21 protein-coding genes, 2 pseudogenes and 2 riboswitches are annotated in these 24,095 nt (G+C 38.7%); of the genes and pseudogenes, 12 read left to right on the forward strand and 11 right to left on the reverse strand.

Annotated features, from left to right (window positions below):
- Window positions 1-75: 75 nt before the first annotated feature.
- Window positions 76-1,551, forward strand: a complete 1,476-nt coding sequence (locus LB888_RS08455; RefSeq protein WP_318752592.1) for a carboxylesterase family protein — start codon at window positions 76-78, stop codon at window positions 1,549-1,551.
- Between the two features lie 209 nt (window positions 1,552-1,760).
- Here LB888_RS08455 and thiE read toward each other — a convergent pair whose 3' ends face one another.
- The 6 genes from thiE to LB888_RS08485 all read right to left on the reverse strand — a co-directional run bounded on the left by thiE (window position 1,761) and on the right by LB888_RS08485 (window position 6,736).
- On the reverse strand, window positions 1,761-2,456 hold the full coding sequence (thiE, locus tag LB888_RS08460; RefSeq protein ID WP_318752594.1) for a thiamine phosphate synthase: 696 nt from the start codon (window positions 2,454-2,456) through the stop codon (window positions 1,761-1,763).
- A complete protein-coding gene (gene thiD / locus LB888_RS08465) occupies window positions 2,449-3,300 on the reverse strand; it encodes a bifunctional hydroxymethylpyrimidine kinase/phosphomethylpyrimidine kinase (RefSeq protein ID WP_276931640.1) in 852 nt (283 codons plus the stop codon). The genes thiE and thiD overlap by 8 nt, the downstream gene beginning before the upstream one ends.
- Window positions 3,293-4,144 carry a hydroxyethylthiazole kinase gene (gene thiM, locus LB888_RS08470; protein ID WP_318752595.1) on the reverse strand — a complete coding sequence of 284 codons (852 nt, stop codon included), beginning with the start codon at window positions 4,142-4,144 and terminating at the stop codon, window positions 3,293-3,295. The genes thiD and thiM overlap by 8 nt, the downstream gene beginning before the upstream one ends.
- A 93-nt stretch (window positions 4,145-4,237) precedes the next feature.
- Window positions 4,238-5,224, reverse strand: coding sequence for an ABC transporter substrate-binding protein (locus LB888_RS08475; protein WP_318752596.1), 987 nt, complete (start codon window positions 5,222-5,224; stop codon window positions 4,238-4,240).
- A gap of 2 nt (window positions 5,225-5,226) precedes the next feature.
- A complete protein-coding gene (locus LB888_RS08480; protein WP_318752597.1) occupies window positions 5,227-6,000 on the reverse strand; it encodes an ABC transporter permease in 774 nt (257 codons plus the stop codon).
- Window positions 5,993-6,736 (reverse strand): ABC transporter ATP-binding protein, encoded by a 744-nt coding sequence (locus LB888_RS08485; RefSeq protein WP_318752598.1) that lies wholly within the window; start codon window positions 6,734-6,736, stop codon window positions 5,993-5,995. The genes LB888_RS08480 and LB888_RS08485 overlap by 8 nt, the downstream gene beginning before the upstream one ends.
- Before the next feature lie 107 nt (window positions 6,737-6,843).
- A riboswitch (TPP riboswitch) is annotated at window positions 6,844-6,950 on the reverse strand.
- 622 nt (window positions 6,951-7,572) lie between these two features.
- Window positions 7,573-7,669, forward strand: a riboswitch (TPP riboswitch).
- A gap of 102 nt (window positions 7,670-7,771) precedes the next feature.
- On the opposite strand from LB888_RS08485, the gene tenA reads away from it, so the two are divergent.
- From tenA to upp, 8 genes are all read left to right on the forward strand, one after another.
- The gene (gene tenA, locus LB888_RS08490) at window positions 7,772-8,449 is read left to right on the forward strand and encodes a thiaminase II (RefSeq protein ID WP_318752599.1); all 678 of its coding nucleotides are present in this window, start codon (window positions 7,772-7,774) and stop codon (window positions 8,447-8,449) included.
- Window positions 8,450-8,474: 25 nt separating this feature from the next.
- A complete protein-coding gene (gene thiW / locus LB888_RS08495) occupies window positions 8,475-9,029 on the forward strand; it encodes an energy coupling factor transporter S component ThiW (RefSeq protein ID WP_318752600.1) in 555 nt (184 codons plus the stop codon).
- Window positions 9,030-9,656: 627 nt separating this feature from the next.
- Window positions 9,657-10,229, forward strand: coding sequence for a thymidine kinase (locus LB888_RS08500; RefSeq protein WP_078755681.1), 573 nt, complete (start codon window positions 9,657-9,659; stop codon window positions 10,227-10,229).
- A gap of 12 nt (window positions 10,230-10,241) precedes the next feature.
- Window positions 10,242-11,321 carry a peptide chain release factor 1 gene (prfA, locus tag LB888_RS08505; RefSeq protein WP_078755682.1) on the forward strand — a complete coding sequence of 360 codons (1,080 nt, stop codon included), beginning with the start codon at window positions 10,242-10,244 and terminating at the stop codon, window positions 11,319-11,321.
- Window positions 11,305-12,165, forward strand: a complete 861-nt coding sequence (prmC, locus tag LB888_RS08510; protein ID WP_318752601.1) for a peptide chain release factor N(5)-glutamine methyltransferase — start codon at window positions 11,305-11,307, stop codon at window positions 12,163-12,165. The genes prfA and prmC overlap by 17 nt, the downstream gene beginning before the upstream one ends.
- Before the next feature lie 4 nt (window positions 12,166-12,169).
- A complete protein-coding gene (locus LB888_RS08515) occupies window positions 12,170-13,198 on the forward strand; it encodes an L-threonylcarbamoyladenylate synthase (RefSeq protein ID WP_311920964.1) in 1,029 nt (342 codons plus the stop codon).
- Between the two features lie 64 nt (window positions 13,199-13,262).
- Window positions 13,263-14,489: a serine hydroxymethyltransferase gene (gene glyA / locus LB888_RS08520; RefSeq protein WP_318752602.1), complete on the forward strand. Its 1,227-nt coding sequence runs from the start codon at window positions 13,263-13,265 to the stop codon at window positions 14,487-14,489.
- Between the two features lie 34 nt (window positions 14,490-14,523).
- Complete coding sequence (gene upp, locus LB888_RS08525) at window positions 14,524-15,162, forward strand: uracil phosphoribosyltransferase (protein ID WP_078755686.1); 639 nt, start codon at window positions 14,524-14,526, stop codon at window positions 15,160-15,162.
- Between the two features lie 465 nt (window positions 15,163-15,627).
- Here upp and LB888_RS08530 read toward each other — a convergent pair whose 3' ends face one another.
- Window positions 15,628-16,305: a CpXC domain-containing protein gene (locus LB888_RS08530; RefSeq protein WP_311920966.1), complete on the reverse strand. Its 678-nt coding sequence runs from the start codon at window positions 16,303-16,305 to the stop codon at window positions 15,628-15,630.
- 159 nt (window positions 16,306-16,464) lie between these two features.
- Between LB888_RS08530 and LB888_RS08535 the strand changes: the two genes are divergently transcribed.
- The 3 genes and pseudogenes from LB888_RS08535 (at window position 16,465) to LB888_RS08545 (ending at window position 19,091) form a co-directional block, all read left to right on the forward strand.
- Window positions 16,465-17,022, forward strand: coding sequence for a flavodoxin domain-containing protein (locus tag LB888_RS08535; RefSeq protein ID WP_318752603.1), 558 nt, complete (start codon window positions 16,465-16,467; stop codon window positions 17,020-17,022).
- A complete protein-coding gene (gene rpiA, locus LB888_RS08540; protein WP_276646739.1) occupies window positions 17,019-17,702 on the forward strand; it encodes a ribose-5-phosphate isomerase RpiA in 684 nt (227 codons plus the stop codon). The genes LB888_RS08535 and rpiA overlap by 4 nt, the downstream gene beginning before the upstream one ends.
- 85 nt (window positions 17,703-17,787) lie before the next feature.
- A pseudogene (locus LB888_RS08545) lies at window positions 17,788-19,091 on the forward strand (pyrimidine-nucleoside phosphorylase).
- Window positions 19,092-19,473: 382 nt separating this feature from the next.
- Here LB888_RS08545 and fni read toward each other — a convergent pair.
- From fni to mvk, 4 genes and pseudogenes are all read right to left on the reverse strand, one after another.
- Window positions 19,474-20,553 carry a type 2 isopentenyl-diphosphate Delta-isomerase gene (fni, locus tag LB888_RS08550; protein WP_318752604.1) on the reverse strand — a complete coding sequence of 360 codons (1,080 nt, stop codon included), beginning with the start codon at window positions 20,551-20,553 and terminating at the stop codon, window positions 19,474-19,476.
- A gap of 34 nt (window positions 20,554-20,587) precedes the next feature.
- Window positions 20,588-21,751, reverse strand: a complete 1,164-nt coding sequence (locus LB888_RS08555) for a phosphomevalonate kinase (protein WP_318752605.1) — start codon at window positions 21,749-21,751, stop codon at window positions 20,588-20,590.
- Between the two features lie 11 nt (window positions 21,752-21,762).
- Window positions 21,763-22,754 (reverse strand): annotated as a pseudogene (gene mvaD / locus LB888_RS08565) (diphosphomevalonate decarboxylase).
- Between the two features lie 83 nt (window positions 22,755-22,837).
- Window positions 22,838-23,842 (reverse strand): mevalonate kinase, encoded by a 1,005-nt coding sequence (gene mvk / locus LB888_RS08570; protein ID WP_318752608.1) that lies wholly within the window; start codon window positions 23,840-23,842, stop codon window positions 22,838-22,840.
- Between the last annotated feature and the right edge of the window lie 253 nt (window positions 23,843-24,095).

The raw sequence follows: 24,095 nt of genomic DNA on the forward strand, positions 1-24,095 counted from the left end.
CTAGTCAGTCGAACTGGATTTTGATATGATAAATTTACATTGAGTCAATTAATTATTACCGAGGGAGACTATTATATGAAAACATACCAAAAATTTATTTTAGGTGGATTAGGTAGTTTAGGAGCACTTGGATTAGCAGCTTGGACTTATAAAAAGGTGGATTTAGCACAGCGGTTACCACTAGGAAGTTACCGGATTCAACCGACTATGAGAGATTTAATTAACAGTCAAAATAGCCGTCAAAAACTAATGTGGCAGACTGATAATGGCACGTTTAGAGGATGGGAAGATGAAACGGTTCTGCGCGTTCAAGGAATTCGTTATGCCATTTCAGAACGTTACGGCGTTCCTGAAAAGTATACCTATCCTGAAGGAGTCTTCGATATGATGACACCCGCTCCTTTAAGTGTACAAAACCGATCGGGATTTGAAGAATTTTATGGCGGGGTTCAATACGACACGATCCCTCAAGATGAGTTTGGACAGTATTTATCCATTACATTGCCAAAAGATATTCAACCAAATGAGAAACTTCCAGTGTTAGTATGGATTCATGGTGGTGGTTATGGAAATGGAGGTATCGATATAAAATCTTATGACCCGCAATTACTAGTATCGGAACATCGCATAATTGTGGTGAGTATTAGTTATCGTCTGGGCGTTTTAGGTTATTTAAGAGACCGTGACGGAAATTTCGCTAATTTAGGATTATTAGACCAAATAGAAGCTTTAAAATGGATTCATCGCAACATCGGCTATTTTGGTGGCGATAACCAACAAGTGACGCTTTACGGCGAATCAGCTGGTGCCAATGCAGTCCAATATTTAATGATTGCACAAAGTACTGAAGAATTGTTTCAAAAAGTAATCATTGCCAGTTCACCTTTTGCGACGATGGATGACCGTAATGAAATGAATCGTCAAATGTTAACGGCTTATAACCAATTGCCTATCGACGCGACGCTTGAAGAAATACTAGCGAAACAAGATCAAATTATAGCCAATATAGACGAAGAAGGTTATGCCAAAAATATGTTCTTTGCACCACATTATGGCGTGTATCCATTACCAACGAAGGAAGAGGCTGAAGCAGCTTGGACAGAAGCTACGCAACGCTTAGATGTCTTAATTGGAGCCACGACGCGTGAAGCAGCGGCTTTTATTGGTGAAGATAGTTATTTAAAATTAGCGGGCAGTTTACCTGGCATTAAACGCTTGATCGAACAGAAATTAAAAACATTGTCACATGATATTTTTATAGACGGTGCGGAATCTTTTGCGCAACGTTATGCCAATTCGCAAAGAGCGATGTATTATTATTTAATGCATTGGGGAGAAGGGCACCTCTTAGGTGCTAGCCATACGATTGATTTGAGTTTAGCTTTTGGCAATAACCACCCGCAATCGCCAATTCTTTTAGGGATGACCAAAGAAGATGTTGATTATTATGGACGTCAATTTCGTGCGGTATTAGCTGGTTTTATTAAAACTGGTGCAATAGATGTTGATGAAATCCCCGAAGTAATGACGATTGAACATTTAGGTAAATAATTAATGCGTTCCAGTGCGTAACAAAAAACCTAGCAGTGAAGGATAATTCGGACCTGACTTCAATGAGAAGTTTAGCCTTGACTATCAGTTGTCTGCTAGGTTAAATTTGTTGGCATTTTATTCGGGAACAATGAATGGCAAATAAAAGCTGTGTGGAAAGTATTCACTGGTTATAAAAATGCCAAGGTTCATAAAGGGAATAAGTATAATTAAAAGGTTTGAGAGTGGCTTAATTGTTGAATGGCCAGCTCAATGTCGTCGGATGCGCTTATTTCAGAAATAACACAAATCGCATCAGGATTCATTTGTTGAACTTGTGCAACATTGTCTAAGTGAATGCCCCCAATCGCAAAGACCGGAAAATCAGGACTGACGGCTTGTAATTGACTGAATAATTCAGGTCCTATAGCCGGGCGGACATTTACTTTTGATTGAGTGGTAAAAATTGGGCCACAGCCAACATAATCGGCACCATCTTCAATCGCTTGTTGCACTTGTTCAACAGTGTGAGCAGACACGCCTAATAGCATATTATCACCAATTAAGTCGCGTACTTTTTGTGCTTGTGGGTCTGTTTGACCGATATGTAAGCCATCAGCTTGCAGTTGCATCGCCATTTCAACATCATCATTAATGAAAAAAATGACATTGTATTGTTGGCAGATGGCTTGTGCTTTTTGTGCTAGGTCCAATCGCTCCTTATCCGTGAGAATGGACCCATCTTTATCACGAAATTGAAAATAACGAATGCCATGTTGGCAAGCTTCTGTTAGCACGGCTAGGAAATTTTCAATTTGTGCGGCTTTTTCTAATTGCGGAAATTGTTGCGTACCCAAAATAAAATAAATAGGGAAAGCGTCTTGTTGTGGCGCTTTTTTTAATGTACTCCATTGACATCTATTCATGAATCGTGACCTCTTTCAATGCGGCTTGTGGATCTTTTGCATAAGCCCAATGGTTGGTTGGACCATGGCCGTGTCCGATACCGAGCGTGTGACTAATGGCAGCGTGAATATAGGCTTTTGCATGATAGACTGCTTCTTCAACTGATAATCCTTTTGCTAAAAATGCCGTAATAGCCGCTGAGAACGTACAGCCGGTACCATGGGTATGCGGTGTCTCAATACGAGGACTGGTTAAGGTGAAGGTCTTACCTTGTTGATTGAGGAAATAATCTTCAGCTAAGTTATCTTTTGAATAACGATGACCGCCTTTAATGACGACTGCTTCGACACCGAAGGCTAATAATTTTTCAGCTGCTTGTTGGCGTTCTTGATCATTAGTAATCGCGATGCCCGATAAAACTTCCGCCTCTGGAATATTAGGTGTAATCACTTTTCCTAATGGTAATAACTGTGTGCGTAAAGTGTTTTGAGCTTCTTCTAATAATAAAGAGGCACCACCTTTAGCAATCATCACCGGATCGATGACTAAGCGCGTTTGCAGATTGTTTTGTTTAATGGCTTCAGCCACTGTTTGAATCACTTGACTATCATGTAACATCCCAGTTTTGACGGCTTGAATTTCGAAATCACTCGCGACATGATTAATTTGCCCACTAATAATCTCTAAATCCATTGGTTGAATGCCGTGAACCCCTAAAGTATTTTGCACCGTTACGGCCGTTAAAGCAGAAGTACCAAAGGTTGCTAAAGACATAAAAGTTTTTAAATCCGCTTGAATTCCAGCGCCACCGCCACTGTCTGAACCGGCAATGGTCATGACCACTGGATAATGTGTATTAGTCATTGCTGGACATCCTTTCTTGTGTAATTTTTAAGTTTGTTAATTCTTTATCAGATGTTTTTTTATTATTTGCTTTGACTGAGTGTTCATATAATTGGTTTAATAAATGAATTGGTAAATCACCAGGTCCGGTAGTCAATTGAACTGCCCGGCCTCCACACCAAGCATAAAATGCGGTTGCTAAAGTGGCAGCCGTTAAATAGTCAGCTGGCGTAGGCGCTTGACTGATAAAAGCAGCGACGATGGTCGTTGCAACACAGCCGGTGCCGGTCACATAACCGAGTAAAGCGTCGCCATATTGATGGGCATAGACAGCAGTTTGATTAGCAACATAATCAGTTTTGCCAGTGGCCACCACCACTGTTTGATAAAGGTTGGCTACTTTTAGTAAATGATCGGTCATTTCTCCTTCAGGATGACCACCGTCCACACCTTTACCATTACTTTTCGCTCCAGCTAAGGCAGCAATTTCGGAATAATTACCGCAAACAGCGGCAATCTCGTATTCACTTAATAGATGTTCAATATAAGTAAGACGATTGGAAAGTGCCGCTACCCCGACCGGATCGATGATGACCGGAATTTGTTTGTCATTAGCCGCTTTTATGGAAAGCTCAATCGCCTCCATTTTATCTTGATTAAATGGGGAGCCGATATTAATGACAATCGCTTGAGATTGAGCCGATACTAAAGGACTAGCATCAGGTTCATCGGTCATAATCGGTGAAGCACCAATGGCTAATAGGGCATTGGCCTGGAAATTGGTGGTCACTTTATTAGTTAAACAATTGATTAAAGGGTTTTGTTCGACGATTTGATTAAGATAAAACGTCATTTGCTCATGCATAACTTATCCAACTTTCTATTATAAAAGATAGGAGGGGTAGCTAATTTGAAAACCACTGATTTTCTATTTGCTACTGACCCTCCATTCATTTGATTATTTACTTAAATCTTCTATTAACTCTTCAGCAGTTAATTCTTTGGCAATTGAACCTTTATCAGCTAAGAACTTAGCAAAAGCTACATAGTCATCAACAACCAGGTTACCAAAGTCACCTTTACTTACCATGTAATCTTGTAATAAATCCCAAGATTGAATTTCAATTTCTTTGTCTAATACATAGGCATTATCTTCATTTTCAAAAATTGTTTCAATCGCTGCTTCAGGATCTGCTAATGCTTTATCAAATCCTTTTTTCAATGCACGCATAAATGCTTGTAGTTCTGGTTTTTTGGCTTCGATGGTGTCATTTCCCGCAACGAAGATTAATTCATCAGAATCTGGTACACCGAACTCTGTGAAGTCAAAGTAATCCACGTCATATCCTTCTTTTTGTAACATTAACAATTCGTGGTTAGTGTAAGCCCCAATTAAAGCATCTACTTTATCGGTTGCTAAAGCAGGGATTAAGTCCCATCCTACGTTCACCATTTCCGCTTTGTCATAATTTGCACCGTCATGTTCCATCATGGCTTCAATAATATTTTCAGAAATAGTAGTCGCTGAGTAACCTACTTTTTTACCTTCTAAATCTTTTGGTGTCGTAATACCAGACTCTTTTTTGTACATCACAGCATCTAAACGTTGTTGTACTAATGAACCGATGGCTTTAGCAGGAATACCTTCAGCTACCGCTTGCATTAATACCGCTGGATAACTTACCGCAATATCAGTTTGACCCGCACCCGCTAATTTAATTGGATCATCTGCTTCAGCAGGCATATTAATTGTTAAGTTTAATCCTTCTTCTTCAAAATAACCTTCTTTAATCGCCACATAGATTGGTACATGGTTCGCATTTGGATACCAGTCTAACATGAGTGATAAATCCATCATTTCTTCTGCTTGTACTGATTGCGGCATCCATGGTAACACTGTTAAGGCCATTAATAAACTTAAAATACTAACAACTAATTTTTTCATTTTTATTTCCTCTTTTCTGTATTTAAATATTTTAATGAACGATTTTCTAAAAATCCGACGAGGTTAAATAATAGAATACCAATTAAGGATAGCACCAAAATACCGGCAAACACGCCTTCGGATTTAATACTACTGGACATCCGACGAATATAATAACCTAAACCTTCCGAGCCACCAAGCCATTCACCAATGACTGCACCGATTAAAGAATAGACAACTGACATTTTTAAACCAGAGTAGATAGACGGTAGGGCGAACTTCCATTGTAATTGGCTAAACATTTGCCATTTTGACGCACCCATCACTCTGAATAATTCGAGATACTCTTCATCCGTTCGTTTTAAGCCATCGAAGACACTTACTACGACGGGGAAAAAGGTAATCAAAAAGATAATCGCCACTTTGGTCCATAAGCTATAGCCAAACCATAACACAAAGATTGGGGACAAGGCGATAGTCGGAATTGTTTGCGAAATTAGGACAAAAGGATAAAATGCCCGCTCGATAAAATCAGAATAATATAATAGAATTCCAATCAATAAACCCAGTCCGATTGAAATGGCCACGCCAACGATGACTTCTAATAAAGTCGCTTGAGTGTGTGTCCATAGTTGCGGCGCTTGGGTAAAGATGGTCTTAATAACATCACTTGGTCTCGGAATTATAAACTTTGGTACCCATTCACGCGCCACGGCCCATTCAATAATGACTAATAACACAGCTGAAACAGATAAGAAAGGCCAGTAACGTTGAATTAACTGTCGTAGTTTATTCATGGATGGCCACCTCCAAAGCTTGTTTATACTCAATAAATTGAGCATGATAACGGATGTCTTTCGGTCGTGGACGTGGCAGATCAATGTGCCACTCTTTGATTTGAGTATCGTCGCCATTATGCCAGTTTTGTAATAAAAAGACCCGATTACTTAAAAGCACTGCTTCATCAATATTATGCGTAATAAAAACAATTGTTTTATTTAATTCTTGCCACAGTGATAGTAACCATTGTTGCATTTCATATTGTGTAAAACTGTCTAATGCTCCAAAAGGTTCATCTAGTAGTAGTACTGGTTTATTGGCCAAAATCGTTCGTACGAAAGCGGCGCGCTGACGCATTCCACCCGATAGATCTTTTGGTAGGGAATAGGCATAATCTTTTAAACCCGCCTTATCTAGCCACTCTAACGCTTTTTCTTTTGAAACTGGATGCTGCTTATCAAGTTTGCCACTTAATCTAACATTTTCCAAAATTGTCGCCCAAGGAAGTAGTAAATCTTTTTGTGGCATATAACCGACATCACCTAATTGAATCGGTCGTCCATCAAAGAGAATCTGGCCCGCATCTGGTTGAAATTGCGTGGTCAGTAATTTAAATAGCGTACTCTTACCACTGCCGCTTTTACCAATTAATGAAATAAACTCACCTTTAGGAAAGTTGAGGTTGACATTTTGTAACGTCTTCTCGCCTTTAAAGTCAGGGTAGGTAAATGAGACGTTTTTTATTTCAATCATCTGAAACTCCTTTCTATCCATTTGCCCAAAAAAAGACCCGTTTCTAGGAAACCGGCCCAAAGCATACTGAGTCTTGACTGATCAAACTGATCAAAATGTGTACAGTAAAACAAAATTGTAAACATCCCTACGGTAGTACTAACTACATCAGGTCAAGGGTCAAGGAACATTTCAGAAACCTACTCTCAGCGCATTGGCTCCCCTAGTTTAAAATAAATGGATTCAATTGTTAAAAGAGACCCTTTGATTTCACAAAGAAACTCTAACTGACTATTAGAATAAATCAAGTGATAGTTAATGTCAAGCAGATAAGTTGAACAAAGGATTGAAATCATGACCTATAAAAAAGTAATATAAGTGAGGTCATGATTACTAGTGGTACTAAAAAGTGAACGATGCTGTTCACAATGAACCAAATTAAGAAGGTTCATGACGATGCCTATTGACCAGACAGGCGATGGAAATAGAATATCGATTGTGTTCATCTTTGATTAATGACATGGTTGTAAGGGAGTAGGCCAACAGTAGAAAAATGAATGATTTTCGCTACGTCTGCCTATTCCTGCACAGTTGAAACTAGACCAGAAGCAGAAAACCAAGTGATATTCTCTTCATCTGCCTACCCTATCATCCTCTGTGCTTTTAATTGCCGCACAATTACTTGACTGAAATTCGCTAGTTTATCTCCAGTCTATTTAAGACGCAGTTTGAGACCTCTCACACCCTGCGCTTTTAATTACCGCGCAATCACTGCACTAAATTATTAAGATTACGCCCAGGCCTTATTTATTAAAAAAGCACCCTCTTTACAATCCAAAATTAATTTGCTAGTCTATTAGTGACACTGGGGGAGCATGAAAATGCTGAGAGAGAAATTGACCCTTTGAACCTGATTCAGTTAATACTGACGTAGGGAAGTGTGCTTAATTTAATCAGCCAGTTTGATTTTGTTGGACTGCACCCGATTTAATGCGCACACTTTATCTTTAAAGGTGGGTGTTTTTTTGTTCCTAAAATATAAGGAGGAATATCGTCATGACAAAATTTACTGAACGTGTGTTTCCAAAAGTTGAAGCGATTTGGGCATCGTATTTAGAACATCCATTTGTAAAAGGATTAGGAGAAGGTACGCTGGCTAAAGAAAAATTTCAACGTTGGTTAACGCAAGATTATGTTTATTTAGTGGAGTATTCAAAATTAATGGCTTTAGGCGTAGCGAAGTCGACTGATTTATCGATGATGCGCAGTTTTTCAAAAGCATTATTTGGGACCTTAGAGATGGAAATGGAATTACACCGTCAATTTTCAGCTCAATTTGGGATTAGTGAAGCAGAATTATTACAAACGAAAATGTGGCCAACCAATACAGCCTATACTTCTTATATGTTAAATCATGCCCAAGCGGGTGGCGCAGAATATGCGGTGACAGCCTTATTAACTTGTGCTTGGTCATACGCTTATGTCGGCGAAGCAGTAGCGAAGCAAAGTCCTGAAAATAATCCTTACCAACAATGGATCGATATGTATGCGGGCGAAGAATTCCAAACTTTAGCTACTGATATGAAAAATTTAATGGACAAGATGGCTAAAGATTTACCAGAAGCAACCTTAGAACGTCTAGAAGAAATCATTATTAAAACCTCTTACTATGAGTATCAGTTCTGGACCATGTGCTATGACGGTGAAGATTGGGAAACTCGATACGAAAACTAAAATTAACAATTAATGATGAGAGGGAATGGTTAAAATAAATACACATAAACAAACTCAAAAACTAATGATTTTATCACTGATGATTGCCTTAGACGTGGTGTTATCACCGATTTTAAGAATTGAAGGGATGGCACCAATGTCGAGTGTCATTAATATTATTGCGGCCAGTTTTATGAGTCCTTTATATACCTTTTTAATGGCTTTAATCTGTGGTATTATCCGCATGTTAATGATGGGCATTCCACCATTAGCCTTAACAGGTGCTGTTTTTGGAGCATTATTTGCGGGATTAGGTTATTGGAAGACACGAAACTTCTGGGCAGCAGCGCTAGGTGAATTTATTGGAACGGGTGTCGTAGGGTCATTATTAAGCTATCCAGTTATGGTTTGGTTTACCGGAGTCAAAACAGATTTACACTGGTTAATTTACACACCACGTTTTATGGGTGCTTGTGTAATGGGAGCGATAGCGGCTTTTGTCTTGTACGAAAGACTTAACAAATTATCAGCTTTTCATCGTATGCAACAATTGTTCTTAACAGATAATGAGCGTGTTTTAGGCAGTCAAAATGGTCGCTAATTTGTCCAGTAGGAACCAATCTTATATAACATTATATAAATTTGCGAGAGTAGGCAAATAGTGAAAATAATCTGATTTTTACTATTGATGCCTGCTCTTTTTTGTGAGAAGCAAGAGCACATTATGATGCGACCACCATTCAAGTGATTGAGGCCAACTATTTTTGAGAGAAGCAAGGCACATTATGATGGAACACCATCCAAGTAATTGAGGCCTACTTTTTTGTGAAGGGAAAAGAAAGCCTGTTGAATTAAATTGTTTCCGTCCTCATGTTGAGCTCTACTTTTTTGTGGGAAAAAAGCTAGTTTGCGGGAGTTAGGCTGGGGGATTATCCTATATTAGGAAATAAGGTTTGTTTAATGGAATAACCAGATGACCTCATTTGCCAAGGAGTGTTAAAGACCTTTTTATTGAACAAATTTTTATCGAAGCTGTTTTAGAGAAATAAACATAATTTCATCGTAACATACACTTTCGGCGAGAGGGTGCGCTCTAAAATATTAGATTGAATTCTTATGAACCGCCTTCATCGGATAAAACTAATTAAATTACTATCTTAGCAATTGACTAGAATGCTTTTTTCTTTTATTATGAATAGTTGAAAGTAGTAACGAGGAGGGCTTATTAATGGCACAATTCTTTTTCAAATATGGTGCAATGAATAGTGGGAAATCACTTGAAATTATTAAAGTAGCACATAATTATGAAGAACAAAATAAACAGGTGGAAATTTTTACGAGCGCTCTAGATACTAGAACTTCTGTAGGAACAGTTGCTAGTCGGACCGGCTATCAGCGTCAAGCGATTCCGATTACGGACGACATGGATTTATTTGAAAGTATTAAAGCATTAGGACACCGCTATTGTATTTTAGTCGATGAAGCACAATTTTTAACAAAGGAACATGTGTTACAATTAGCTCGAGTCGTAGATGAATTAGATATTCCAGTGATGGCATTTGGGTTAAAAAATGATTTTACGAATGAACTTTTCGAAGGTTCTAAGTATTTATTGTTATATGCCGATAAAATTGAAGAGATTAAAACCATTTGTTGGTTCTGTCATAAAAAAGCCATGATGAACTTACGCTTTGTTGACGGCAAACCGGTTTACGAAGGAGAACAAATTCAAATTGGCGGTAATGAATCATATTTACCTGTCTGCCGAAAATGTTATTTCCAACCAGGAGAGTTAAGATAGAAGGGGAATTTTATGTTTGAACAATTAGATACACTAATTTTTCGTTTTGAAGAAATATTAGAATTATTAAGTGACCCATCGGTTATTGCCGATACCAATCGTTTACGTGAATTAACAATCGAAGAAAGTGATTTACGTCCAAAAGTTGAAAAAATCCGTCGCTATAAGCAAGTAGAACAAGAATTAGCGGATACGGAAGAAATGTTAAATGAAGGCCTTGACGCAGAAATGGCCGAAATGGCAAAAATGGAATTAGCGGAATTAAAAGAAGAACGTGAAACCTTACAAGAAGAAATTAAAATTATGATGTTACCAGAAGATCCAAATGATGGCAAAAACATCATTATGGAAATTCGTGGGGCCGCTGGTGGTGACGAGGCGCAATTATTCGCTGGTGATTTATTGAATATGTACACTAAATATGCCGATAGCCAAGGATGGAATGTGGAAGTCTTGGATGCAAATATTACCGGTATCGGTGGTTATAAAGAAGTATCCATTATGATTTCTGGTCATAAAGTATATAGTAAATTAAAATTCGAAAACGGTGCTCACCGTGTCCAACGTGTCCCAGAAACGGAATCTCAAGGACGGGTCCATACCTCTACTGCTACAGTCGTAGTTATGCCAGAAGTAGAAGATATCGATTTCGAATTAAATGAAAATGATATTCGAGTGGACATTTATCATGCCTCAGGTGCGGGTGGACAGCACGTTAACAAAACAGCTTCAGCTGTACGTTTAACGCATATCCCCACTAATACAGTGGTAGCGATGCAAGATGAACGTTCACAATTGAAAAACCGTGAAAAAGCGATGAAAGTATTGCGTGCCCGCGTCTTCGACCAAATGCAATCAGAAGCCCAATCTGAAATTGATGCTTCTCGTAAATTAGCAGTCGGAACAGGGGACCGTTCTGAACGTATTCGTACTTATAATTTCCCACAAAACCGGGTGACCGATCATCGTATTGGTTTAACCATCCAACAATTAGATTCAATCTTAAATGGGAAATTAGACGAAATTATTGATAGCTTAGTCATGTATGACCAAACTCAAAAACTGGAGGAACTCAATGGTCCTAAGCTCTAAAATGACTTTAGCTGAAGCTCTCCAAAGAGCTTCAGTTTTTTTGCAAGAAAACGGCATTCAAGACAGTCCGATTAAAGATTATTGGCAACGGACATTTGATTGGAATTATACTCAATTGATTTTAAACTTAAACATGCCGCTTAATGATGAACAAGCGATGCGCTTTAACGAAGTGTTAAAGCGATTAGCCCAACACGAGCCGATTCAGTATATTTTAGGAAAAGCTGATTTTGTTGGGGAAACTTACTATGTCACGCCAGACACCTTAATTCCACGTGAGGACACTTACGGCCTAATTGAAATGGGATGTGCGTTTTTAAAGGAACATCCACAAGCCAAAGTGCTTGATATTGGAACGGGAAGTGGCATCATTGCGATTGAATTAGCCAAACAATTGGCGCCAAACCAAGTTACAGCGGTTGATATTTCGCCAGCAGCTTTAGCAGTAGCCCAGAAAAATGGTCAGCATCATCAAGTGCAAGTGGAGTGGCTTGAAAGTGATTTAATGTCTGCTTTAACAGGACGTCAATTTGATTTAATTGTCTCCAATCCACCCTATATTGCTGAAGATGAGTTAGCTTTAATGGATGAATCTGTTAAACGTTTTGAACCCGCTACAGCACTTTTTGCCGAGCAACAAGGTCTCGCTATTTATCAGCGCCTAGCCGAAACATTGCCATCGTTTTTATCAGACAATGGCCAAATCTTGTTAGAAATAGGCTTTAAACAAGCCAGTGCTGTCCAAGCAATTTTTCAAAAAACATTTCCTAATGCCATCATAAGTGTTCATCAAGATTTAAACGGTTTAGATCGTTATATTAAAATCGATACTCAGAAGGGGTGAAGCAATGGATACCAAAATTTATAAAAAAGAACAAATAAATGAAGCAGCCGCCCAATTAAAAGCCGGGCAATTAGTGGCTTTCCCAACGGAAACAGTCTTTGGTTTAGGAGCCATCGCGACCAACGAAGCCGCTGTTAGCAGTGTTTTTGCAACTAAAGGTCGTCCGCAAGACAATCCCTTAATTGTGCATGTTAGCAGCATTGAACAAGTGGCAGAATATGTGGCAGAAGTGCCTGAAATTGCGGCACAATTAATGAAGCAATTTTGGCCAGGACCATTGACGATTATTTTCCCACAAAAACCCGGGGTGTTAGCACCAAGTGTGACCCCTGGACAAGAAACTGTCGCTATCAGAATGCCTGATAATCCAGAAACTTTAGCGTTGATTGAGGCTACGGGCATTCCATTAGTCGGACCAAGTGCCAATAAATCAGGTAAACCGAGTCCAACAGCAGTGGAACATGTTTATCATGACTTTCAAGGGAAAATTGCGGGCATAGTCGAACCGAGCGAAAAGCTATTAGCCGTGGGTGTTGAATCGACGGTCGTATTGCCACGGGCGGGGGTTATCAATATTTTACGTCCAGGTGCGATTACGAAAGAAGATTTAAGAGCGCTAGGTTATCAAGTCGAAGAAAAAACAGCTGAAGAACAATTAAAAGATACGAGCGTTTTGTCACCCGGAGTTAAATACACGCATTATAGCCCTAAACAACCGGTTCATGTCTTAATAACAGAAGATTCACAGCAATTCTTACAATATATTCAAGCTTTAGAACAACCAGTGGCCATCTTAGCAGATGAATCCGTCCTTCAAGCGCTTAGTAATGACTCACAGATAGTGGCCACTCATTCTTATGGCGCAAAAGGGGATTTAGTCTCGGCTACTCAACAATTATATGCCGGTTTAAGAGCTTTAGAACAAACAACCGCACAGGTTATTATCGCACAAGGCTTTTCAGATTCACCAGCCAGTCATGCGATGATGAATCGTTTGAGAAAAGCAGCCGATTTGACTCAAACTTTTTTATAAAATGATGAAATGATAAGTGGCATCGACTTTAATCTATGATATAATATGTTGAAGAAACGGGGGTATGCAAATGATGAAAGATAGTATCGTTTTTGACTTAATTAATAAAGAAGCCAATCGCCAAAAAAATGGCATTGAGTTGATAGCATCAGAAAATTTTGTTTCCGATGAAGTTTTAAAAGCACAAGGCAGTATTTTAACCAATAAGTATGCAGAAGGTTATCCAGGACGTCGTTATTACGGTGGTTGTGAATATATTGACCAACTAGAACAATTGGCAATCGATCGTGTGAAAAAATTATTTGGCGCTGACTTTGCGAATGTGCAACCACATTCAGGTTCATCAGCTAATTTAGCGGTGTATCGTGCTTTCTTAGAACCGGGTGACCGCGTATTAGGAATGGACTTAGCACAAGGTGGGCACTTAACCCATGGCTCACCGGTTAACTTTAGTGGACAATCTTACGAAATGTATAGCTATGGTGTCGACGAAACAGGTTATATTGACTATGATGCTTTAGAAAATAAAGCTGAAGAATGCCAACCAAAAATGATTATTGCAGGTGCCAGTGCATACTCAAGAGCAATTGATTTTGAACGTATCGGTCAAATTGCTAAGAAAGTAGGCGCGATTTATTTTGTAGACATGGCGCATATTGCTGGACTGGTAGCCGCAGGCTTACATCAAAATCCAGTACCATATGCGGATGTAGTCACCAGTACCACTCATAAAACATTACGTGGACCACGTGGTGGAATTATTTTAGGAAAAGCAGAACATGAAAAAGTGATTAACTCCGCTATTTTCCCAGGAATTCAAGGTGGACCATTAGAACATGTGATTGCAGCTAAGGCAGTCGCTTTCGGTGAAGCATTAGATCCGTCATTTAAAGAATATGCCGCACAAGTGATTAAAAACACGCAAGCAATGGCAAAAGTATTCAGTCAAAGCGAATTGAATGTCATCTCAGGTGGCACGGATAATCATCTCTTCTTAGTCGATGTGACGCCATTGGGAATTACCGGCAAATGGGCCCAAGAACGTTTAGATAAAGTGGGCATCACCGTTAATAAAAACTCAATTCCAAATGACACTAAATCATTTGTTCAAACAAGTGGTATACGTATTGGTGCCGCAGCTATTACGACCCGTGGCGCAAAAGAAGCAGACGCGATTCAGATTGCAGAAATGATACTTGCCGCACTAAAAGCCGATGAATCAGAATTACCAACATTACATGAGCAGGTCATCGAGTTTGTTAAAGATTGGCCGATGTTTGCTTGGGCATAAAAATTATATTAGCGAAAAATAAGGAGGAATTATTTTGGCAAAATTTCAAGTAGTAGATCATCCACTCATTCAACATAAATTAACAATTATTCGTGATAAAAATACTTCAACGAAACAATTTCGTGAGGTGACCAATGAAATCGCGATGTTAATGGCGTATGAAATTACCCGTGATTTACCATTAGAAGACGTAGAAATCGAAACCCCATTAGTAAAATCAGTTCAAAAACAAATTGCTGGTAAAAAATTAGCAATTATCCCGATCTTACGTGCTGGTTTAGGAATGGTGGACGGCATGGTAGACTTAATTCCAGCCGCTAGAATTGGTCATATTGGTTTATACCGTGATGAAGATACTTTAGAAGCAGTCGAATATTTTGCTAAATTCCCTCAAGATATTAGTGAACGTCGTCTATTTGTTGTTGACCCAATGTTAGCAACCGGTAGTTCAGCGATTGCGGCCTTAGATTTATTAACGAGCAAATACAATGTGCAACCAGAAAATATTACCTTTGTCTGTCTAGTTTCTGCTCCAGAAGGTGTTAAAGCCTTCCAAGAAACTTATCCAGATGTAGATTTATACACGGCTGCCCTAGATGAACGCTTAAACGAGCACGGTTATATCTTACCTGGTTTAGGTGATGCTGGGGATAGAATCTTTGGTACTAAATAGTAAATAATAAAAACCTTGCCAGGTGCAATGTGAAAACCCACAGTTAGCTTTGTTTAACTAAAATTTTGGGTGTTCATTTTAGAAGTTGCACTGAACAAGGTTTTTCTTTTTGAAAATAATGTTTAAAACGGATTGGCCAATCTGTAAGGATTGTTGCATCTATGTTCGCATTGATGAATACTGTACCAAAGTAGCCATAGCTAATTGCATTTTAAGGTTACGCCACATGATGACGCACATTAGAGAAGCGACAGGGCATCAAACTGAATCATGATGATTAGTGAAGAAAATAAAAAAGTGGGAGTAGGCAAGAAGTCGAAAATCAAATGATTTTCGCTTCATTTGCCTACTCCCACATAATTTGAGACCTTTCAATCACTGCACTATCAATAAGAAGAGACCAAATGGAAGTTTCAATAGTTTTCCTGAGCCTCACTTTTTAATAAATTCGGATGAGGAAAGGGATTAATCTTCTGGTAAGATAAAACCTTCCGTTTCTTTATTTTGTAAAATATTTTCTGCCCATGCATGATTAATAATGCGGAAATGACCTTTAGTATTTTGTTTCAAAGCGCGTTTGAATTTATCGCGAATGAAGGTTAGTAATCGTTGGTGGCAGTCAACCATCATTTGGTTAGTATCCGTTACATATAAAAACTTCGGTTGCCCTTCTTTATTGAGGAAGAAGTAACGATTTTTCACTTGAGCAGTAGGATTTTCCTTGGCGAATAACCCATCGGTTAACATTTTAACCATCTCAATTTCAGTATCTTTAAAGCCTGAATCATAAATTTGCACTTTTTCCATTAAATCGGCCATGTTTAACATAATACGCATTTCATAATCATCGACTGAAACCGGGAAACTATTAATTAAATCGTTTAATTGTGCTTGAATCGCTTCACGTTGTTCATTATATTGCGGCGCAACATGGAACAGTAATTTTTTGTCTGGGTCATGATATAAAAATTGCGATGAAATATGACGTTTAGCGCCACAATGCTCGCATTCAAATAATAATAAAGTACCGTCTAATAATTTTTCTTTTAAATCAGGGTTTAAACGGGTGTTAATGGCGATATCGAATTGTCTTTCTATTTCATGATGACAAACGGGACATTTAAATTTCATTTTTGGTGCCATAAACTCTCTCCTTTTTTGTAAGTTAATATCATTATAACAGAAATCAGTTAATACCTAAATGATTTTTAAAAAATCTATACAATACTGGCTTTTAGAAACAATCTGCTATATGATATAATGGTAAATGTGAAAGTATTTTCAAAACAGAGGTGATAATGGATGGAGATAATCGTGATTCATAGTTCTCGTTACGGGTCGACTGAAAAATATGCAATTGAAATTTCAAAAAAATTACGCTGCCCGGTGGTGGATAGTGTTCAAGTTTCAGTAGAAGACTTGGCTAGTTATGACATTATTATTTTAGGTACTTGCTTATTGGAAGGTCAATTATCTGACGCAGCGATGTATGAACAATGGGTTAAACAATATCCCGATAAACATTGGGCTTTATTTACAGTGGGATTATCCAATCCTAAGTTAACTGACTTTAAAGACATATTAGACAATAACTTTGAAGATGCAACTATTGAGAAAGTCGAATTATTCCATTATCGTGGAGCGATTCAATACAAACGCTTACTGTTAATGGAGAGTTTGGTATCCAAAGTAAAACAAAAGCGTTTAGCATCGATTGATTATGTGCCATTAGATGATGATAATGAACGATTACTGCGTAAATATGGTACGACTTATGATTTTACAGACAAAGAAAATACTATTTTATTAATTGATTGGGTAAATAAAATCTTAAGAAATGAAAAGGAGCTTGAGGAATGAATCCAAAGGAATTAGTCGGACGCAAAGCAGCGGAATATGTTCAAGATGGGATGGTAGTAGGCTTAGGAACAGGATCAACGGCCTACTGGTTTGTTGATGAAGTGGGACAAAGAGTTAAAAACGGTGAATTGCCAAACATTGTGGGCGTTCCTACTTCCAAACAAACAGAAATACAAGCACGAGAATTAGGTATTCCGCTAGCACAATTGGATGAAGTTAATTCCATTGATTTATTAGTGGACGGCGCAGACGAATGTTTACGTTCGATGTCAGGTATTAAAGGTGGTGGTGGTGCCCACTTAATTGAGAAAATTGTCGCTGAAAATAGTCATGAGATTATCTGGATAGTAACAGAAGAAAAGGTCGTCGATTATTTAGGTGCCTTTCCTTTACCAGTAGAAGTGATTCAAACAGGTAGTTGGAATATCTTTAGAGCTTTTGAAAATGCTGGCATGAACCCATCTTTCCGTAAAAAGGGTAAAGATTCATTATTTGTGACCGACTCTGGTAACTATATCATTGATTTACACTTAGGCAGAATCGATCAACCGCAACAAGTTGCCCACGAATTAAAAACGATGGTAGGGGTTGTTGAACATGGATTATTCATTAACTATCCTAATCGTATTTTAGTAGCAAAAAATGATGGTACGGTTGAAGTGATTGAAGGTCAACAATAAGAGTTAATGGCAGATTTAAAATGTATTAGTAGCATCAATGAGACCTAATACAACTAGATAAGTTGAAGATAAGGACGTGAATAAAATGAGAATGGTTGAATTAATTGAAAAAAACAAGCAGGACAAGCTTTAACTGAAGCTGAAATTCGCTTTATTATCGAAGGCTTTACTGATGGACGTATACCCGATTACCAAATGAGTGCCTTTGCGATGGCCATTTATTTTAAAGGGATGACCGAGGAAGAAGCCAGTTACTTAACAATGGCCATGGCTGAAAGTGGCGACCAAATTGATTTGTCAGCCATTGAAGGGGTCAAAGTTGATAAACATTCTACCGGGGGTGTCGGTGATACCACGACCTTGGTTTTAGCACCATTAGTCGCTTCTTGTGGAGTGCCTGTGGCAAAAATGAGTGGACGCGGATTAGGCCATACAGGTGGAACCGTCGATAAATTCGAAGCCATTGAAGGCTTCCGTTATGAAATTCCAATCGAAGAATTTATTGACTTGGTCAATCAACATAAAGTAGCCGTTGTCGGACAATCAGGTAATTTAACGCCTGCAGATAAAAAATTATATGCTTTACGTGATGTGACTGGAACCGTACAATCTATTCCCTTAATTGCCAGCTCCATCATGAGTAAAAAGATTGCGGCTGGTGCAGATGCGATTGTCCTAGATGTTAAAGTCGGTGAAGGGGCCTTTATGAAGACTGTGGAAGAAGCAGAAAAATTAGCACGCACCATGGTGAAAATCGGGAATCAAGTCGGACGTAAAACCTTAGCGGTGATTTCGAATATGAATGAACCTTTAGGTTATGCGATTGGTAATGCCTTAGAAGTGGAAGAAGCGATTCAAACCTTAAAAGGACAAGGACCGGCTGATTTAGTAGAATTGTGTTTAGTTTTAGGGGCGCAAATGCTGATGGCCGCTAATAAAGTATCAACATTAGAAGAAGGTAAGGCAATGTTACAAACTCAAATTGAGAATGGACAAGCTTTAGCAACCTTTAAACAATTTATCAAACATCAAGGTGGCAATGAAAAGATTGCTGACGATGTTACCTTATTACCACAAGCTCAATATAGGATTGAGTTACCAGCTTTAACAGACGGTGTGGTAAGTAATTGGGTCGCGAATAAAGTGGGTGAAGCGGCAATGGTTTTAGGTGCTGGTCGTGAAACGAAAGAAGATACGATTGATCCAGCTGTTGGTTTAATATTACATAAAAAAGTAGGCGACAAAGTACAAAAAGGCGATGCCTTATTAACTATTTATAGTAATAGAGAAGACGTTGAAGAAGTTAAACAACGCTTGTATGATGCGGTAACAATTAGTGATTCTGCTAAAAAAGAACCGCTTATCTACGAAGTTATAACCGAAGCTTAATAAATAATCAGTGCTGAAAGACGAGAGTGAAGTCTTTCAGCTTTTTTTGTGTTGACAAACATGAGGTTCAGGATGTTTGGATAGAAATTGATTCTTTAATGAATAGGGAATAGGATTCGCTTCAGAGATGATTGGAGTTCGATTAAAAAATGGACTGTATTTTTTGGTCTTAAACCAATAATTTTTGTTAGACCTGTCCATTCTGGACCACTTCCAACTTTGCGGATCTGGACAGACGAAGTGAACTACAGAGGTTTTTCGAGATCTTGTGCAAATCAAAGTTTGTTTGAATCAGAAGTAGTAAAGTGCGGACAGAATAAAATAAAAAACACTATCCCTTGTTAAACAACAATGTTGCTAACATAGGATATTGTCTTGATGATTATTGTTGACGATACCCAAAATGTCGCCATTCAATTTGGCGTGCTTCGGCCCAGTCCCGTAGTTCAGAAGGTAATATTAAATTAACCTGGTGTAATTCTTTAACAGATTTGGCGTTTAACATTAACATTAAATGTTGAATGGCTTCTTTCCAATTTTCAATCATTTCAACGGACTGCTCAACGCCTTGTTCATGAACCATCTGCAAGAAACGACCAGATAAGCCAACGGCATTGGCTCCTAAGGCTAAGGCTTTGACGATGTCTAAGTAATCAGTAATCCCGCCACTAGCTAAGATAGTGGTTTGATTTAAGAAAGGTTGTGCTTCTAATAAAGATTCAGGGGTGGTTTGTCCCCAGCCGGCAATGGCTTGATAATTTAATTTTTCGCGGCGTTCATTTTCAATTTGGATAAAGTTTGTCCCACCACGTCCACTGACATCAATATTTTTAACACCTAATTGAATTAAATGTTGAATCGTTTCGCGACTCATTCCAAAGCCAACTTCTTTAACGATAACCGGAACGGGCAACTCGCGTACGATGGTTTCAATGTTTTTAGACCAACTCGTAAAGTTACGATCACCTTCTGGCATCACAATTTCTTGTGGGACATTCAGGTGAATTTGTAAGGCATTGGCTTCTAATAAATCGACCGCTCGTTTAGCATTTTCAAGATCATGATGAGCTCCGAGATTAGCCATCACAAAACCGTTGGGATTGACTTTGCGCACGATGGTAAAACTATCGCGGACGGAGTCGTCACTTAAAGCCCCACTGACAGAACCGGTCGCCATCGCTAAACCGGTTGCGGCAGCTACGCGACCAAGTGATTCATTGTATTGTTTGGTTTTAGCCGAGCCACCGGTCATGCCATTAATATAAAAGGGTGCTTGATGAATGGTATCAGCCCAATGAGTCGTCAGTTGGATTTGCTCTAATGTTAAGGGGGCAAAAGACTGATGAACAAAGCGGATGCCTTCAAAGGCCGAAATTTTCTTTTGGGATTGTTGTTCTAACGCATATTTTACATGGTCATCTTTACGTTTTTGTGAAAATGATGGTAATTGAGATTGAAACATGATAGCTCCTTTCATATGGATAAAATTCGTTGATTTATTCACTCTCCTGGAAAGGTTGAGTAACCTGATAAGGGAGCGGAATGATATTAGCAACTTTCCAACTGTTCAATAATTCTTGACGATTTAAATGAGAAGAACCAATCGCAATGCCACAATCGCCACCACCGGCACCAGATGATTTTGCTTCATATTGATACGATTGGGCGATTTCAATTAATTGAGTTAATTGATGGGTTTCAAGTGGCAGTTGCCAATACTGGGTTATCTTTCTTAATAATTGACGGGCTTTAGCAATTCCTTTTTGAATGAGTGCCACATCGCCTCTTTCTAAATCTTGGGCTAATTGTTGCACAGTCGCCTGACTATTGACTAGGAATTGTTGATAGATGTCACTTTCGGTTTCACGATTTTGTTGGTAATGATGGACTAATTCATCCGTGGAAGCCGGTGCGTCCGTCCAACCAATCACCAAGTCAACAGAATGAGGGACAGCTAAATGACGAATTTCCAACTGCGGCCAATCTTTAGTTAGTAATTGGGTTAAAGAAGGTATCGCTGCAATTTGTTCGGCTAGCCATTGACGATCAGGGGATTGATAATATATCCAACCACCATAAGCACTGGCGGCCAGATCACCAAAACTTCCCTTTGTCGAAACCTTTAATGAAGCAATCGCTGCTAATTTATAAATAACCAATGGATGAGCTGAGTAACCATAGAAACGTAATAATGCCCTAATTGTACTGACAGTGACGGCACCACTGGAGCCTAAACCATATTTACGACCATTTTCAGCTTCCAAATCGGTTTCATATTGAATATGATAATTTTGTAAAGGACGATTTAATTCAACGAGTAGGCGTTCAACAGTTTCAATGGCACTTAAAACATAAGCCCAACGTTTCGGCCACATAGCACCAGGCATTAGACCCGGTTGATTATGGGAAGAGCGCGTATAGTTGAAAGGCTCATTTTGAATGGTTGTGGATTGTAAAGTTCCAGACAAATTATCAGTAGCTAAACGGATCGTGCAAGACAAGTAAGCGTCTAATGCCACTAGTATAGCGGCTTGTCCCGGTTCTAAAATCGCATATTCCCCAGCGATATATAATTTTCCTGGGGTGGAGACGGTTTGCGTGACAAAAGCCTGTTCACTCTCTATTTCTAATGTTTCTAATAACAAGTCTTTATAAGGCATTTTAAAATCTCCTAATCGATTGGTAATGGTCGCGGTGCCTCACCTGGAAAAGCTTTGATTAGCTGTTCGGGTTTAAAATGTGTTAATAATTGTTTAGATAAGGCGTCGATTTCACTTTTACGACATAAGACTTTCACATTTGGACCGGCATCCATGGTTGCGTAACATTCAAAACCTAAGTCCTCACGTAACGTTTGTACAGCTTGTAAAGCAGTAATGGAAGCTGGGGCCCAATATGTAAGCGATGGATTGGCGGCAATCGTTGTAGCATGCATTTTCATCGCATTATGTTCAGTGACTTCACCTAAAGTTTTAAAATCTTTATTTTTGATAGCTTGTTTAATGAGAGCTAAGTCTTTTTCAACTTCGTGTGGCCATAAAGCAAAAAAGGGTGAAGTTTGAATGGTATGTTCCATACCGACACGACTACTAATTTTTTCTTTTGATCATTAATCACAATGACTAACATCGCGATATCCCAGTCAGCATCCGCAATTTGTTCTGCATAACTTGAATCGGAGTTATCGCCTTCACCTTTATGCCATTCAACAAACCCACCGAATAAACTACGACTCGCACTACCAGAACCTTGACGGGCTAAAGTGGAAAGGGTCCGTTGGTCTAAATTAAGATTAAAAGCTTGATTCAGTGCACAAGCTAAGGCACTAAAAGCACTGGCAGAAGAAGCTAAGCCCGCAGCAGTAGGGACGTGGTTGACACTTTCGATATAAACATGCTCTTGGCTTCCTGCTAGGTGACGGAATAAATCGACAAATTTTGATACCTTTTGAGTATCAGAATAACTTTGGGCGATGCCATCCAAAGTAAAATAATCTTGAGATAAATTTGAATCGACCGTGACCTTCGTATCGGTATAAAAAGCATCTAAGGTTAATGATAAACTACTAGTCATCGGTAAAAATAATTCTTTATTGCGTTTTCCCCAATATTTGATTAAGGCAATATTGGTATTGGCACGATAATAACCTATTTTCTTAGACAAATGAATTCCTCCTTTATAAAAAAATGCAGACCTTTAATTGTACGCACGAACACACTAACCAAAAGTCTACAAATCTATTCTTATTAACTTTCTAAATTTAAATACCACGTTTGAACAGCCCCGGCTTCACGCATGGCGCGGGCAATTTTACGGGCCATTTGTTTCGACTCTGCTAAGGCAATTAAACAGCCTCCGCGTCCACTACCGGTTAGTTTTGCACCTAAAGCACCAGCCATCCAAGCGGCATTGACGATTTTATCGATATGGGTATTCGAGACCCCTAATTGGTTAAGATAATAATGATTATAAGTCATTAAACGTCCTAATTCGATAACATTTTTCTGAGCAATCATTTGATAAGCCTGATGAACAAATTGTTCAATCGTTTTCATTGAATTATCAACAAAAACTGGTTTACGTTTACGTAACTCTGCCACATGTTGGACTGCTGAACGTGTTTGTCCTGCTTGACCACTATCGGCCACGATTAAATAGGCAGGAATGTTTAATTCGAAATGGTGGGGAGCTAAACTCTTGCGATAAATAATCGGTTGAGCGCTACTGGTCATTAAAGTATCAATCCCACTGGTTGACTGATGGGCAATCACTTCTGCTTGGTTAACGATAAATTGTAATTGGTAATCTGATAATTCAACCTTGAATAAATCAGCAATCGCTCTAACTACTGAAACCGACACTGCAGCGGACGAGCCCATCCCACGTTCTTGTGGGATATCACTGATGATTTTAATCGATAAAGAGGGTTGTCCCAATTCAAAAGTTTCTAATGTTAATTCAATCGCTTTGACAATATTTAATAAAATGCTAGGAGCCATTGAAATATCTCCAACAAAATATTGGCAATCTAGTTCTATATAATCACGATTAAAATGACGTGCAGTTGTTTTCACTTTTACGGCAGGAAAAGGCAACGCAATAGCAGGATAATCATACACTACCGCATGTTCACCCATTAATATAATTTTACTATGGGCGGTACCAACTCCGATTTCGCGTGAGTCTTGATCATGAAGGGGGACTTGACTTTCCTTTATCGACTCAGACGATTCGAATTGCTCGATTGACACCGAAAAACCTCCTAAATTTAAGCGTCTGGTCAGAATTAAATAAACTTTCCAAAGCTTATAGTATTTATTTTAAGTATAGTACTTGAATGATATCAAATAGTATCCGATGGAATGGTTTGATATCGATTGATTGATGGTACGGACAGACATTGAAAAAACAAGCTCATTTTCGAGTGCTGACCTACTCTCAATATAATAACGATAATTTTCTAAAAAAGCGATAAAAAATAACCACTTTTTTGCGAAAGAATAA

The sequence above is a fragment of the Globicatella sp. PHS-GS-PNBC-21-1553 genome (genome assembly GCF_033564055.1).
GTDB classification, from domain to species: Bacteria; Bacillota; Bacilli; order Lactobacillales; family Aerococcaceae; genus Globicatella; species Globicatella sulfidifaciens.